This window comes from Streptomyces pseudovenezuelae, from assembly GCF_001513955.1.
GTDB lineage: Bacteria > Actinomycetota > Actinomycetes > Streptomycetales > Streptomycetaceae > Streptomyces > Streptomyces pseudovenezuelae.
The window spans coordinates 421,833-433,967 of the sequence record NZ_KQ948149.1 but is presented as its reverse complement, the minus strand read 5'-3'; the positions used below and the strand labels follow the sequence as shown (position 1 = coordinate 433,967).

13 protein-coding genes are annotated in these 12,135 nt (G+C 70.3%); all 13 read left to right on the top strand.

Features of this window, described 5'->3' with window-relative positions:
• Window positions 1-47: 47 nt before the first annotated feature.
• The gene (locus AQI94_RS26200; protein ID WP_031045405.1) at window positions 48-1,337 is read left to right on the top strand and encodes a GAF domain-containing protein; all 1,290 of its coding nucleotides are present in this window, start codon (window positions 48-50) and stop codon (window positions 1,335-1,337) included.
• A 152-nt stretch (window positions 1,338-1,489) separates the two neighbouring features.
• Window positions 1,490-2,785, top strand: a complete 1,296-nt coding sequence (locus tag AQI94_RS26195; protein WP_031045410.1) for a hypothetical protein — start codon at window positions 1,490-1,492, stop codon at window positions 2,783-2,785.
• Window positions 2,786-2,802: 17 nt separating this feature from the next.
• Window positions 2,803-3,375: a GNAT family N-acetyltransferase gene (locus AQI94_RS26190; protein ID WP_031045413.1), complete on the top strand. Its 573-nt coding sequence runs from the start codon at window positions 2,803-2,805 to the stop codon at window positions 3,373-3,375.
• A gap of 127 nt (window positions 3,376-3,502) precedes the next feature.
• Window positions 3,503-3,586 (top strand): putative leader peptide, encoded by an 84-nt coding sequence (locus tag AQI94_RS46600; RefSeq protein ID WP_349817346.1) that lies wholly within the window; start codon window positions 3,503-3,505, stop codon window positions 3,584-3,586.
• 126 nt (window positions 3,587-3,712) lie between these two features.
• Window positions 3,713-5,410, top strand: a complete 1,698-nt coding sequence (locus tag AQI94_RS26185) for a nitrite/sulfite reductase (RefSeq protein WP_031045415.1) — start codon at window positions 3,713-3,715, stop codon at window positions 5,408-5,410.
• Window positions 5,407-5,586 (top strand): hypothetical protein, encoded by a 180-nt coding sequence (locus AQI94_RS26180; RefSeq protein WP_031045418.1) that lies wholly within the window; start codon window positions 5,407-5,409, stop codon window positions 5,584-5,586. The genes AQI94_RS26185 and AQI94_RS26180 overlap by 4 nt, the downstream gene beginning before the upstream one ends.
• The gene (locus AQI94_RS26175; RefSeq protein WP_031045420.1) at window positions 5,583-6,293 is read left to right on the top strand and encodes a phosphoadenylyl-sulfate reductase; all 711 of its coding nucleotides are present in this window, start codon (window positions 5,583-5,585) and stop codon (window positions 6,291-6,293) included. Before AQI94_RS26180 ends, AQI94_RS26175 begins: the two co-directional genes overlap by 4 nt.
• Window positions 6,290-6,853 (top strand): adenylyl-sulfate kinase, encoded by a 564-nt coding sequence (gene cysC / locus AQI94_RS26170; protein ID WP_078902735.1) that lies wholly within the window; start codon window positions 6,290-6,292, stop codon window positions 6,851-6,853. The genes AQI94_RS26175 and cysC overlap by 4 nt, the downstream gene beginning before the upstream one ends.
• Window positions 6,850-7,788: a sulfate adenylyltransferase subunit CysD gene (cysD, locus tag AQI94_RS26165; protein ID WP_031045424.1), complete on the top strand. Its 939-nt coding sequence runs from the start codon at window positions 6,850-6,852 to the stop codon at window positions 7,786-7,788. The genes cysC and cysD overlap by 4 nt, the downstream gene beginning before the upstream one ends.
• Before the next feature lie 2 nt (window positions 7,789-7,790).
• Entirely contained in the window at window positions 7,791-9,119 is a 1,329-nt protein-coding gene (locus AQI94_RS26160; protein ID WP_031045426.1) for a sulfate adenylyltransferase subunit 1, read from the top strand.
• A 222-nt stretch (window positions 9,120-9,341) separates the two neighbouring features.
• A complete protein-coding gene (locus tag AQI94_RS26150) occupies window positions 9,342-10,445 on the top strand; it encodes an ABC transporter substrate-binding protein (protein ID WP_031045430.1) in 1,104 nt (367 codons plus the stop codon).
• A 36-nt stretch (window positions 10,446-10,481) separates the two neighbouring features.
• Window positions 10,482-11,267 carry an ABC transporter ATP-binding protein gene (locus tag AQI94_RS26145; RefSeq protein ID WP_031045433.1) on the top strand — a complete coding sequence of 262 codons (786 nt, stop codon included), beginning with the start codon at window positions 10,482-10,484 and terminating at the stop codon, window positions 11,265-11,267.
• Window positions 11,254-12,132, top strand: coding sequence for an ABC transporter permease (locus AQI94_RS26140; RefSeq protein WP_031045435.1), 879 nt, complete (start codon window positions 11,254-11,256; stop codon window positions 12,130-12,132). The genes AQI94_RS26145 and AQI94_RS26140 overlap by 14 nt, the downstream gene beginning before the upstream one ends.
• Window positions 12,133-12,135: the final 3 nt, after the last annotated feature.

The window sequence follows — 12,135 nt, the reverse complement described above, 5'->3', positions numbered from 1 at the left end:
CGGCACTATGAGACGGACAGTCAATGGATCCGGGACCGGGAGGACCAGTGCCGCTCTCGCCGACGCATGTGAGCCACCTAGCCACCGTGGACACGGCACGCGCAGCCCGGGTACTGAACGACATCCGCTCCGCGACCCTGTCCGGCCGGCGCACGCCCGTGGCCCCGCGCCCGGTGATCGAGGAGTCCTGGGGCCGTATGCTGCGCGGCGGCGTCGACCCGGACCACGACTTCCGGTCAGGTCTGCTGCCCCCCGAGGAGGTGCAGCGGCGCCGGGAGTCGACGCGCCTGAGGCACGTCCTGCCGGTGCTCAGGGAGGGGCTGCTGTCGGTCGCGGACGTCGCCCACCACATCATGGTGGTCGCCGACGACGACGGCCGGGTGCTGTGGCGGGAGGGCAGCTCCCCCGTGCTGCGCAAGGCCGACGGCACCGGCTTCGAACTCGGCGCCGACTGGCGGGAGAACGTCGTCGGCACGAACGGCATCGGCACCCCGGTGGTGGTGCGCCGGCCGGTCCAGGTCTTCGCCTCCGAGCACTTCGTGCGCTCCCAGACCTCCTGGACCTGCACCGGCGCCCCCATCAAGGACCCGCGCGACGGCCGGCTGATCGGTGTGGTCGATGTGAGCGGGCCGTTGGACACCATGCACCCGGCGACCCTCGCCTGGGTCGACTCGGTGGCCAAGCTCGCCGAGTCACGGCTGCGCGAGCTGCATCTGGTCTCGCTGGAGCAGCTGCGGGCCGTGGCGGCGCCGGTGCTCGCCCGGCTCACCGGCCGGGCGCTGGTGGTGGACCGGGACGGCTGGACGGCGGCGGTGACCGGAATGCCGTATGCGAACCGGATCGCGCTGCCCAAGTCGCCCGCGCCGGGACGCCGATGGCTGCCGGCGCTCGGTCTGTGCACCCTGGAACCGCTGGCGGACGGCTGGTTGGTCCGCGCCACCGACGAGCCGGAGCCCGAGGGCGCCACCCGGATCGTGCTGGACCTGGCGCAGCCGCGGCGCTGGACGGTGACGGTGTCGGGCGGCGCGGGCACCTGGAGTCACGAACTCAGCCCCCGGCACGCCGAATTGCTCTACCTGCTGGCCCTGCACCGCTCGGGCCGCAGCGCGGCGGGCCTGGCGGAGGACATGTTCGGCGATCCGGGCCGCACGGTGACCGTACGTGCGGAGATGTCCCGGGTGCGGCGCTATCTCGGGGCGTTCCTGGAACACCGGCCGTATCGTTTCTGCGAGGACGCCGAGGTCGAGGTGCTGCTGCCGGGCAACCCGGTCGACCTGCTGCCGCACTCGACGGCCCCGGCCGTGCTGGGGGCCCGCGCAGGCGCCGAGACCGGGTGAAAACCCTCGCTCATGGTGCATCTTCCGCATAATTGCAGCATCTTCGTCCCCAGCGGAGCCGCACTGCCGTAGCATCCTGTGCGGGCCACCCCACCTGCTCCTCGGTCAACGTACGGATCATCAGGCGCAGTTGGCCCGCCTCGGGAGGACGTATGAAGCAACGTGGCAGACACCGCAGGCGCAAGCGGGGCCAAGCGCTGCGCGCCTTCCTGGCCGGGACCGCCCTCGCGCTGACCGCCGCCGCCACCATGATCAGCGCCTCGCAGGCCACGGTGGCCGCCAATCCCGGGACACTGAAGCCGCTCACCTCGGCCGGCGAGACCGCCCCGCTGCGCCTCAAGGAATCCCAGGTCCCCAAGAGCTCCCTCGACCGGCTCTCCGCCGCGATGGGGCGTCCGGTCGGTGTCTCCGCCGTCCTGGGCTCCGCCGACCGGCTCCTGCGCGACGCGATCGACTGCACGGCCGGTGAGCGCACGGCGCTGCCCGTGGAGCCGACAGCCACGGCCGCCTACTGCTGGGACGCCGCCGACACCCGCTCCTGGCGGGCCGGGGCGGTCACCACCTCCGGGGACGCCGACGACGACGGCCTGTGGGGCGCGAACCGGGTGATCCTCTCCGCGTGGAGCCGCACCGGCACCGCGGCGGAGGGCGGGGGCCTGGCCCGGGTCGCCTTCGTCGACGCCAACGACCTGAACCGGCCGACCTACTCCTGGGCCCTCCTCGCCGTCCCGGTCGACGACGGACGCGACTTCCGCGGCCTCGTCTCCCAGGTCTCCGGGATGGTCTGGTACCAGAACAAGCTGCTGGTCACCGCGAGCGGCGACGGCGGCGACGCGCTGTACGTCTACGACATGAACCGCGTCCAGCGGGCCACCGTCGACAGCAGCGCGGTCGGCAGGGTCCGCGGCGGCTGGTCGGCGCACGGCGCCCAGTGGGTCCTGCCCGCGGTCGCCTCCTACCGCCCGGCCGCAGGCACCGGCGCCGCCCGCCCCGACTACCTCTCCCTGGACCGCAGCACCGCCCCGGACAGCCTGGTCGCGAGCGAGTGGCTCTCCGGGGACGACGACACGGCCGGCCGCCTGTGGCGCTACGACTTCAGCGGCGCTCCCGGCCGCTCCGGCCTCCTGGCCACCGACACCGGCGGCTACGCGCGCGTGGCCGAGGCGTACGTCACGAAGGCGTCCGGCTCCGGCCCCGTCCTGTCCCGTGACTCGCAGTGGTACCTGGGCCGCGCGGCGCACACCGAGGGCGACCACGGCACCCTGTGGCGCCAGAACCCGAAGGACCCCGCGAAGGCCACCCGCTGCGGAGCGGACGAGACCCGCAGCTGCTGGAGCGGGGAGTCGGAGTCCCTGTCGTACTGGGAACAGACGGGCGAGGTGTGGTCCCAGTCGGGGCGGATGCTGTTCGCGCTGCCGCTGGCCTCGATCGACAGATCTCTGGGATAGATGATTCCCTGACCCGCATGCCGAACATCCCCGTGACCACCTGGTCCCTGGAACAGACCGCCCCGACCGACCTCCTCCCGGCCGAGCCCCCGGAGGGCGAGGTCCGCGTGCACCGCGCGGAAGTCCCCTCCCCCGAGTTCAGCCGCTTCCTGTACGCCTCCGTGGGCGGCGACATCCGCTGGACCGACCGGCTCTCCTGGACGTACGCCCGGTGGCGGGAGCACCTGGAGCGGCCGGGCGTGGAGACCTGGGTGGCGTACGACCGGGGCACACCGGCCGGATACGTCGAGCTGGAGCCCCAGGACGACGGGGTCGTGGAGATCGTCTACTTCGGCCTGATCCCGGCGTTCCGCGGCCGGCGGATCGGCGGCCACCTCCTGTCGTACGGCACCGCCCGCGCCTGGGACCTCGCGGACCGCTGGCCGGGGCTGACCGACACCAAGCGGGTCTGGCTGCACACCTGCTCCAAGGACGGCGAGCACGCGATGGCCAATTACCAGCGCCGTGGCTTCCAGCTCTTCGACACCAAGGTCGAGGAGGAGGCGGAGGTGCCCGCGCCCGGCCCCTGGCCTGGGGCGTACCCGGCCTGACCTGCGGGAACAAGAGGTCCCGCGATCTTTGTGACCAACGACACCCTGGTCTCACCTGTCGAGACAAGGGTGTCCACATGGCGGATAAAGCTGGACTGTGTCCAGATCGCCGTGACACGCTTCCGTCATGTCTGGAACTGGAATTGCCTTGGTGAGTCGGCGGCACGTCGACCTCGGCCGCATGTCCAGCGCCATCTGTCCGGTGCGCTGACGAGCCGCAGCGTCACCCGACACATCCTCTCGTTCTCCTCCCCGCGCAAAGCCGCGCATGCACTCCCATGCGCCCGCACTCGCAGGTAAGAGCCGCTTTCCGCCTGTCCCGAAGGACGTAACAACCATGGCCGCCACCCCGCAGAACCCTGCTGCCGCAGCGCCCCGCCGCAAGGTGAGCCGTCACCGCGGTGAGGGTCAGTGGGCCGCGGGGCACCACACCCCGCTGAACGGCAACGAGCAGTTCAAGAAGGACGACGACGGTCTCAATGTGCGGACACGCATTGAGACGATCTACTCGAAGCGCGGCTTCGACTCGATCGACCCCAACGACCTGCGCGGCCGGATGCGCTGGTGGGGTCTGTACACCCAGCGCAAGCCCGGGATCGACGGCGGCAAGACCGCGATCCTGGAGCCCGAGGAGCTGGACGACAAGTACTTCATGCTGCGGGTGCGGATCGACGGCGGACGCCTCACCACCCAGCAGCTGCGCGTGATCGGCGAGATCTCCGAGGAGTTCGCCCGCGGCAGCGCGGACGTCACCGACCGGCAGAACATCCAGCTGCACTGGATCCGCATCGAGGACGTCCCGGAGATCTGGAACCGCCTGGAGGCGGTCGGTCTCTCCACCACCGAGGCCTGCGGCGACTGCCCGCGTGTCGTGATCGGCTCGCCGGTCGCCGGCATCGCCGAGGACGAGATCATCGACGGCTCCTGGGCGATCGACGAGATCCACGAGCGGTACATCGGCAGCCACGAGTACTCCAACCTGCCCCGCAAGTTCAAGACGGCGATCTCCGGCTCCCCGCTCCTGGACGTGGTCCACGAGATCAACGACATCGCCTTCGTCGGTGTCGAGCACCCCGAGCACGGCCCCGGTTTCGACCTGTGGGTCGGCGGCGGCCTGTCCACCAACCCGAAGCTCGGCGTCCGGCTCGGCGCCTGGGTGCCGCTGGCCGAGGTGCCCGAGGTGTGGGCCGGTGTGGTCGGCATCTTCCGTGACTGGGGCTACCGCCGGCTGCGCACCCGTGCCCGTCTGAAGTTCCTCGTCGCCGACTGGGGCCCGGAGAAGTTCCGCCAGGTCCTGGAGGACGACTACCTGGAGCGCAAGCTGGTCGACGGCCCCGCGCCCGCCGAGCCCTCGGGCCGCTGGCGCGACCACGTCGGCGTGCACCGCCAGAAGGACGGCCTGTTCTACGTCGGGTTCGCCCCGCGGGTCGGCCGCGTCGACGGCGCCACGCTGACGAAGATCGCCGAGGTCGCGGAGGCGCACGGCTCAGGCCGGGTCCGGACCACCGTCGAGCAGAAGATGATCATCCTCGATGTCGAGGAGGCGCAGGTCCAGCCGCTGGTCGAGGCCCTGGAGGCGCTCGACCTCACCGCCAAGCCGTCCCCGTTCCGGCGCGGCACCATGGCCTGCACCGGCATCGAGTACTGCAAGCTCGCCATCGTCGAGACCAAGGCGCGCGGCTCCCAGCTGATCGACGAGCTGGAGCGCCGGATCCCGGACTTCGACGAGCCGCTCACCATCAACCTCAACGGCTGCCCGAACGCCTGCGCCCGTATCCAGGTGGCGGACATCGGTCTCAAGGGCCAGCTGGTCCTCAACGACAAGGGCGAGCAGGTCGAGGGCTACCAGGTGCACCTGGGCGGCGCCCTCGGTCTGGAGGCCGGGTTCGGCCGCAAGGTACGTGGTCTGAAGGTCACCTCCGAGGAGCTGCCCGACTACGTCGAGCGGGTCCTGAAGCGGTTCCAGGCCGAGCGCGAGGAGGGCGAGACCTTCGCCGCCTGGGCCTCGCGTGCCCCCGAGGAGGCCCTGTCGTGAGCGAGCGGGCCGCCCCCTTCTACTGCCCCTACTGCGGCGACGAGGACCTGCGTCCGAGCGAGCAGTCGCACGGCGCGTGGGAATGCGCGGCGTGCAACCGCGCATTCCAGTTGAAGTTCCTCGGGCTGCTCGCCCGGGGCCTTCAGCCCACCGACGCAGGGGGAGACCAGATATGACCGCGATTCAGGAAGAGCGCACGACCGACGATCTCAGGGCGCTCGCCGAGCAGGCGGGCCGCGACCTGGAGGACGCCTCCGCGCTGGAGATCCTGCAGTGGGCGGTCGACACCTTCGGCAAGCGCTTCTGCGTGACCTCCTCGATGGAGGACGCGGTGGTGGCGCATCTGGCGTCCCGCGTCCTCAAGGGCGTCGACGTCGTCTTCCTCGACACCGGCTACCACTTCGAGGAGACCATCGGCACCCGGGACGCGGTCGAGGCCGTGATGGACGTCAACGTCATCACGCTGTCGCCGACGCGGACGGTCGCCGAGCAGGACGCGGAGTTCGGCCCGAAGCTGCACGACCGCGACCCGGACCTGTGCTGCAAGATGCGCAAGGTCGAGCCGCTGGAGCGGGGCCTGAAGGACTACCTGGCCTGGGCGACCGGGCTGCGCCGCGACGAGTCCCCGACCCGGGCGAACACCCCGGTCGTCGGCTGGGACGAGAAGCGCCAGAAGGTCAAGGTCTCCCCGATCGCCCGCTGGACCCAGGACGACGTGGACGCGTACGTCACCGAGCACGGCGTCCTGACGAACCCGCTGCTGATGGACGGCTACGCGTCCGTCGGCTGCGCCCCCTGCACCCGCCGTGTCCTGGAGGGCGAGGACGCGCGCGCCGGCCGCTGGGCCGGGCGTTCCAAGACCGAGTGCGGGCTGCACGGATGACGACATCTACCAAGGAGTTGCACGTGACGACCGGAGCCACCGTCTGGCTCACGGGTCTGCCGAGTGCCGGCAAGACCACCATCGCGTACGAGCTGGCCGGCCGGCTGCGCGAGGAGGGCCACCTCGTCGAGGTGCTCGACGGCGACGAGATCCGCGAGTTCATCTCCGCGGGCCTCGGCTTCAGCCGCGAGGACCGGCACACCAACGTGCAGCGCATCGGCTTCCTCGCCGAACTGCTCGCCCGCAACGGCGTCAAGGCGCTGGTCCCGGTCATCGCGCCCTACGCCGACAGCCGTGACGCGGTGCGCAAGCGCCACCAGGAGAGCGGCGCCGCCTACGTGGAGATCCATGTGGCGACTCCGGTCGAGGTGTGCTCCGTACGCGATGTGAAGGGCCTGTACGCCAAGCAGGCGGCGGGCGAACTGTCCGGGCTCACCGGGGTGGACGACCCGTACGAGGAGCCCGAGACGCCCGATCTGCGGATCGAGTCGCAGAACCAGACCGTCCAGGAGTCCGCGGCCGCGGTTCACGCGCTGCTCACCGAGAGGGGACTGGCATGACGACGACCGTTGCCAAGGTGGACGAGGGCACGGAGGCTCCGTACGCCCTGTCCCATCTGGACGCGCTGGAGTCCGAGGCGGTGCACATCTTCCGTGAGGTGGCGGGTGAGTTCGAGCGGCCGGTGATCCTGTTCTCCGGCGGCAAGGACTCCATCGTCATGCTGCACCTGGCACTGAAGGCGTTCGCCCCCGCGGCGATCCCCTTCTCGCTGCTGCACGTGGACACCGGGCACAACTTCCCCGAGGTCCTGGAGTACCGCGACCGTACGGTCGACCGGCACGGTCTGCGGCTGCATGTCGCCTCCGTGCAGGACTACATCGACCGGGGTGTCCTCAAGGAGCGCCCGGACGGCACCCGCAACCCGCTCCAGACGCTGCCGCTGACCGAGAAGATCCAGGCGGAGAAGTTCGACGCCGTCTTCGGCGGTGGGCGCAGGGACGAGGAGAAGGCCCGCGCCAAGGAGCGCGTGTTCTCGCTGCGGGACGAGTTCTCCCAGTGGGACCCGCGCCGCCAGCGCCCCGAACTGTGGAACCTGTACAACGGCCGCCACGCACCCGGCGAACACGTCCGCGTCTTCCCGCTGTCCAACTGGACCGAGCTGGACGTCTGGCAGTACATCGCCCGCGAGGGCATCGAGCTCCCGGAGATCTACTTCGCCCACGAGCGTGAGGTGTTCTCGCGCAGCGGCATGTGGCTGACGGCGGGCGAGTGGGGCGGCCCCAAGGACGGCGAGACCGTCGAGAAGCGCCTGGTGCGCTACCGGACCGTCGGTGACATGTCCTGCACGGGTGCCGTCGACTCCGACGCCGTGACGCTGGAGCAGGTCATCACGGAGATCGCCGCCTCCCGGCTCACCGAGCGCGGCGCCACCCGCGCCGACGACAAGATGTCCGAGGCCGCGATGGAAGACCGCAAGCGCGAGGGGTACTTCTAAGCATGACCACCACCACGGAACTCACCGAGACGACCCTTCTGCGGTTCGCGACCGCCGGTTCGGTCGACGACGGCAAGTCGACCCTCGTCGGCCGGCTGCTGCACGACTCCAAGTCGATCCTCACGGACCAGCTGGAGGCCGTGGAGCGCGCGTCGGCGAGCCGGGGCGCCGAGGGCCCCGACCTCGCGCTGCTCACCGACGGCCTGCGCGCCGAGCGCGAGCAGGGCATCACCATCGACGTCGCCTACCGCTACTTCGCGACGCCGAGGCGCCGGTTCATCCTCGCCGACACCCCCGGCCACGTGCAGTACACCCGCAACATGGTGACGGGTGCCTCCACGGCCGAGCTGACGGTGATCCTCATCGACGCCCGCAACGGAGTCGTCGAGCAGACCCGCCGGCACGCGGCCCTCGCGGCGCTGCTGCGGGTGCCGCACGTGGTGCTCGCCGTCAACAAGATGGACCTGGTCGACTACCAGGAGCCCGTCTTCGCCGCGATCGCCGAGGAGTTCACGGCGTACGCGCTCGAACTGGGCGTCCCCGAGGTCACCGCGATCCCGATCTCGGCGCTCGCCGGGGACAACGTGGTGGAGCCGTCCGCGAACATGGACTGGTACGGCGGCCCGACCGTCCTGGAGCACCTGGAGACGGTCCCGGTCACCCACGACCTGAGCCACTGCCACGCCCGCCTTCCCGTGCAGTACGTGATCCGGCCACAGACCGCCGAGCACCCCGACTACCGGGGCTACGCCGGTCAGATCGCCGCCGGTTCCTTCCACGTCGGCGAGCAGATCACCGTGCTGCCCTCGGGGCGCTCCACGAAGATCGCCGGCATCGACCTGCTCGGTGAGCCGGTCGACGTGGCCTGGACGACCCAGTCGGTGACGATCCTCCTGGAGGACGACATCGACATCTCGCGCGGCGACCTGCTGGTGCCCAGCAAGGACGCCCCGCCGACCACGCAGGACATCGAGGCGACCGTCTGCCATGTGGCCGACGCCCCGCTGACCGTCGGCCACCGTGTGCTGCTCAAGCACGGCACCCGCACGGTCAAGGCGATCGTCAAGGACATCCCGTCCCGGCTCACGCTCGCCGACCTGTCCCTGCACCCGCACCCGGGACAGCTCGTCGCCAACGACATCGGCCGCGTGAAGATCCGTACCGCGGAGCCGCTGCCCGTGGACTCCTACTCGGACTCCCGGCGCACCGGTTCGTTCATCCTCATCGACCCGAACGACGGCACCACGCTCACCGCGGGCATGGTCGGCGAGTCGTTCGCGTCCCCGGAGCCCGTCAAGGACGAGTCCGAGGACGACGGGTGGGACTTCTGACATGAACCCCACCGACTACTGGTCCACGTTCGCGAAGGAGGGCGGCCGCGTAGGCAGCGGCGCGCTCGGCAGCGGGCAGGGCGGGGTGGCGCGATGTGTGTGCTGACGTACGCGCACCGCTCGCGCGCCCTCACCCCCCACCGCCGTAGACGCAGACCTGCCGACCTCCCGGCCACGACCTGAAAGACCGTGACCGCCGGGCCTCCGAGAGGAACACCTCCCGTGCCTGCTACATCAGTTCTTCGCCGCTCTTTCGCGGTCATCGCCGCGCTCCCGCTTCTCACCCTCGCCGCCTGCGGTTACGGCTCCGAGGCGAAGGACAACGACACCGCCAAGGTCGCCGCCGGGGCGAAGAAGATCGACGGGCTCGACTCCGTCAAGATCGGCTACTTCGGCAACCTGACCCACGGCACCGCGCTCGTCGGGGTGAACAAGGGCTTCTTCCAGAAGGAGCTCGGGGCCACCAAGGCCTCGTACGCCACCTTCAACGCCGGCCCGTCCGAGATCGAGGCCCTCAACTCCAAGTCGATCGACATCGGCTGGATCGGCCCCTCTCCCGCGATCAACGGCTACGTCAAGTCGGGCGGCAAGAGCCTGAAGATCATCGGCGGTTCGGCCTCCGGCGGGGTGAAGCTGGTCGTCAACCCCGACAAGATCAAGTCGCTGAAGGACGTCGAGGGCAAGAAGATCGCGACGCCGCAGCTCGGCAACACGCAGGACGTGGCGTTCCTCAACTGGATCGCGGACCAGGGCTGGAAGGTCGACGCGCAGAGCGGCAAGGGTGACGTCACCGTCGTCCGCACCGACAACAAGATCACGCCGGACGCCTACAAGTCCGGTTCCATCGACGGCGCCTGGGTGCCGGAGCCGACCGCGTCGAAGCTGGTCGCCGAGGGCGGCAAGGTGCTGCTCGACGAGGCGTCGCTGTGGCCGGACAAGAAGTTCGTGATCACGAACATCATCGTGCGGCAGGACTTCCTCAAGGAGCACCCGAAGGCGGTCGAGGCCGTCCTGAAGGCGTCGGTGGAAGCCAACAAGTGGATCAACGCCAATCCGGACGCGGCGAAGGCGGCGGCGAACAAGCAGTTGGAGGCGGACTCCGGCAAGGCGCTCAAGCCCGAGGTCCTGGACCCGGCCTGGACGTCGATCCAGTTCACCAACGACCCGCTGGCCGCCACCCTCAACACCGAGGCGGAGCACGCGGTCAAGGCCGGTCTGCTGAAGAAGCCCGACCTGAACGGGATCTACGACCTCACGATCCTCAACAAGGTCCTCAAGGCCGACGGCGAGTCCACGGTCGACGCCGCCGGTCTCGGCACCAGCTGACCCCGGTCCCCGAAGAGTTCCCAGGAGGTGACGACCATGGCCACGACCACGACGCTCGCCAAGGCCGACGAGTCCGTCGAGTACGCCGCACGCCTTGAGCACGTCTCGAAGTCGTTCGCGGGACCGGGCGGACAGCAGCTCGTCCTGGACGACGTCAGCATCGATGTCGCGCCCGGCGAGTTCGTCACCCTCCTGGGGGCCTCGGGCTGCGGCAAGTCCACGCTGCTCAACCTGGTGGCGGGCCTGGACCGGCCCAGCACCGGTGACATCATCACGGACGGCCGCCCCGCCCTGATGTTCCAGGAGCACGCCCTCTTCCCGTGGCTGACGGCGGGCAAGAACATCGAACTCGCCCTGAAGCTCAGGGGCGTTCCCAAGCCCGACCGGCGCGCCAAGGCCGAGGAACTGCTCGAACTGGTCCGTCTGAAGGGCGCGTACGGCAAGCGCGTGCACGAGCTGTCGGGCGGTATGCGCCAGCGGGTGGCACTGGCCCGCGCGCTCGCCCAGGAGAGCAACCTGCTGCTGATGGACGAGCCGTTCGCGGCCCTCGACGCCATCACCCGGGACGTGCTGCACGACGAGATCACCCGGATCTGGGCGGAGACCGGCGTGTCCGTCCTGTTCGTCACGCACAACGTGCGGGAGGCGGTCCGGCTCGCGCAGCGCGTGATCCTGCTGTCCTCGCGCCCCGGCCGGATCGCGCGCGAGTGGACGGTCGGCATTCCGCAGCCGCGCCGCATCGAGGACGCGCCCGTGGCCGAACTGGCCCGTGAGATCACCGAAGAACTGCGTGGGGAGATCCGCCGTCATGGCCAGCACTGACACGACACCGGCCCAGGACGCCGGGAGCGTAGAGGCGGGCCTCGACGCGCTGGAGACCCGGACCACCGGCCGTCCGACCTTCCGCCAGACGTTCGTCAACAAGATCCTGCCGCCGGTCATCGCGCTCGCGGTGGTCCTCGCGGTCTGGGCGCTGCTCTACCCGGTCGTCGACGACCCGTCCAAGCTGCCCTCCCCGGCGGCCGTGGGCTCCACGTTCAAGGAGGCCTGGCTCCAGGGCGATCTGCTCGGCTACATCTGGACCAGCGTCTCGCGCGGTCTGCTGGGCTTCTTCTTCGCCCTGCTCATCGGCACCCCGCTGGGTCTGATCGTGGCCCGGGTGAAGTTCATCCGCGCGGCCATCGGCCCGATCCTGTCCGGCCTGCAGTCGCTGCCCTCGGTGGCGTGGGTGCCGCCGGCCGTGATCTGGCTGGGCCTGAACAACTCCATGATGTACGCGGTGATCCTGCTCGGCGCGGTCCCCTCCATCGCCAACGGCCTGGTGTCCGGCGTGGACCAGGTGCCGCCGCTGTTCCTGCGGGCCGGCCGCACGATGGGGGCGACGGGCGTCAAGGGGATCTGGCACGTCACGCTGCCGGCCGCGCTGCCCGGCTATGTGGCGGGTCTCAAGCAGGGCTGGGCGTTCTCGTGGCGTTCGCTGATGGCCGCGGAGATCATCGCCCAGTTCCCCGACCTGGGCGTGGGCCTGGGCCAGTTGCTGGAGAACGGCCGCACCAACAGCGACATGGCCATGGTGTTCGAGGCGATCCTGCTCATCCTGTTCGTCGGCATCGCGATCGACCTGCTGATCTTCAGCCCGCTGGAGCGGTGGGTGCTGCGCAGCCGCGGTCTGCTGGTGAAGGGCTGAGTC

Bases quoted from the DNA above. Each gene is read 5' to 3' on its own strand.
- AQI94_RS26160 (WP_031045426.1), top strand. From the start codon at position 7,791: ATGACCACCACCACGGAACTCACCGAGACGACCCTTCTGCGGTTCGCG.
- AQI94_RS26145 (WP_031045433.1), top strand. From the start codon at position 10,482: ATGGCCACGACCACGACGCTCGCCAAGGCCGACGAGTCCGTCGAGTAC.
- cysD (WP_031045424.1), top strand. From the start codon at position 6,850: ATGACGACGACCGTTGCCAAGGTGGACGAGGGCACGGAGGCTCCGTAC.
- AQI94_RS26175 (WP_031045420.1), top strand. From the start codon at position 5,583: ATGACCGCGATTCAGGAAGAGCGCACGACCGACGATCTCAGGGCGCTC.
- AQI94_RS26195 (WP_031045410.1), top strand. From the start codon at position 1,490: ATGAAGCAACGTGGCAGACACCGCAGGCGCAAGCGGGGCCAAGCGCTG.
- AQI94_RS46600 (WP_349817346.1), top strand. From the start codon at position 3,503: ATGTCTGGAACTGGAATTGCCTTGGTGAGTCGGCGGCACGTCGACCTC.
- AQI94_RS26140 (WP_031045435.1), top strand. From the start codon at position 11,254: ATGGCCAGCACTGACACGACACCGGCCCAGGACGCCGGGAGCGTAGAG.
- AQI94_RS26190 (WP_031045413.1), top strand. From the start codon at position 2,803: ATGCCGAACATCCCCGTGACCACCTGGTCCCTGGAACAGACCGCCCCG.
- cysC (WP_078902735.1), top strand. From the start codon at position 6,290: ATGACGACATCTACCAAGGAGTTGCACGTGACGACCGGAGCCACCGTC.
- AQI94_RS26185 (WP_031045415.1), top strand. From the start codon at position 3,713: ATGGCCGCCACCCCGCAGAACCCTGCTGCCGCAGCGCCCCGCCGCAAG.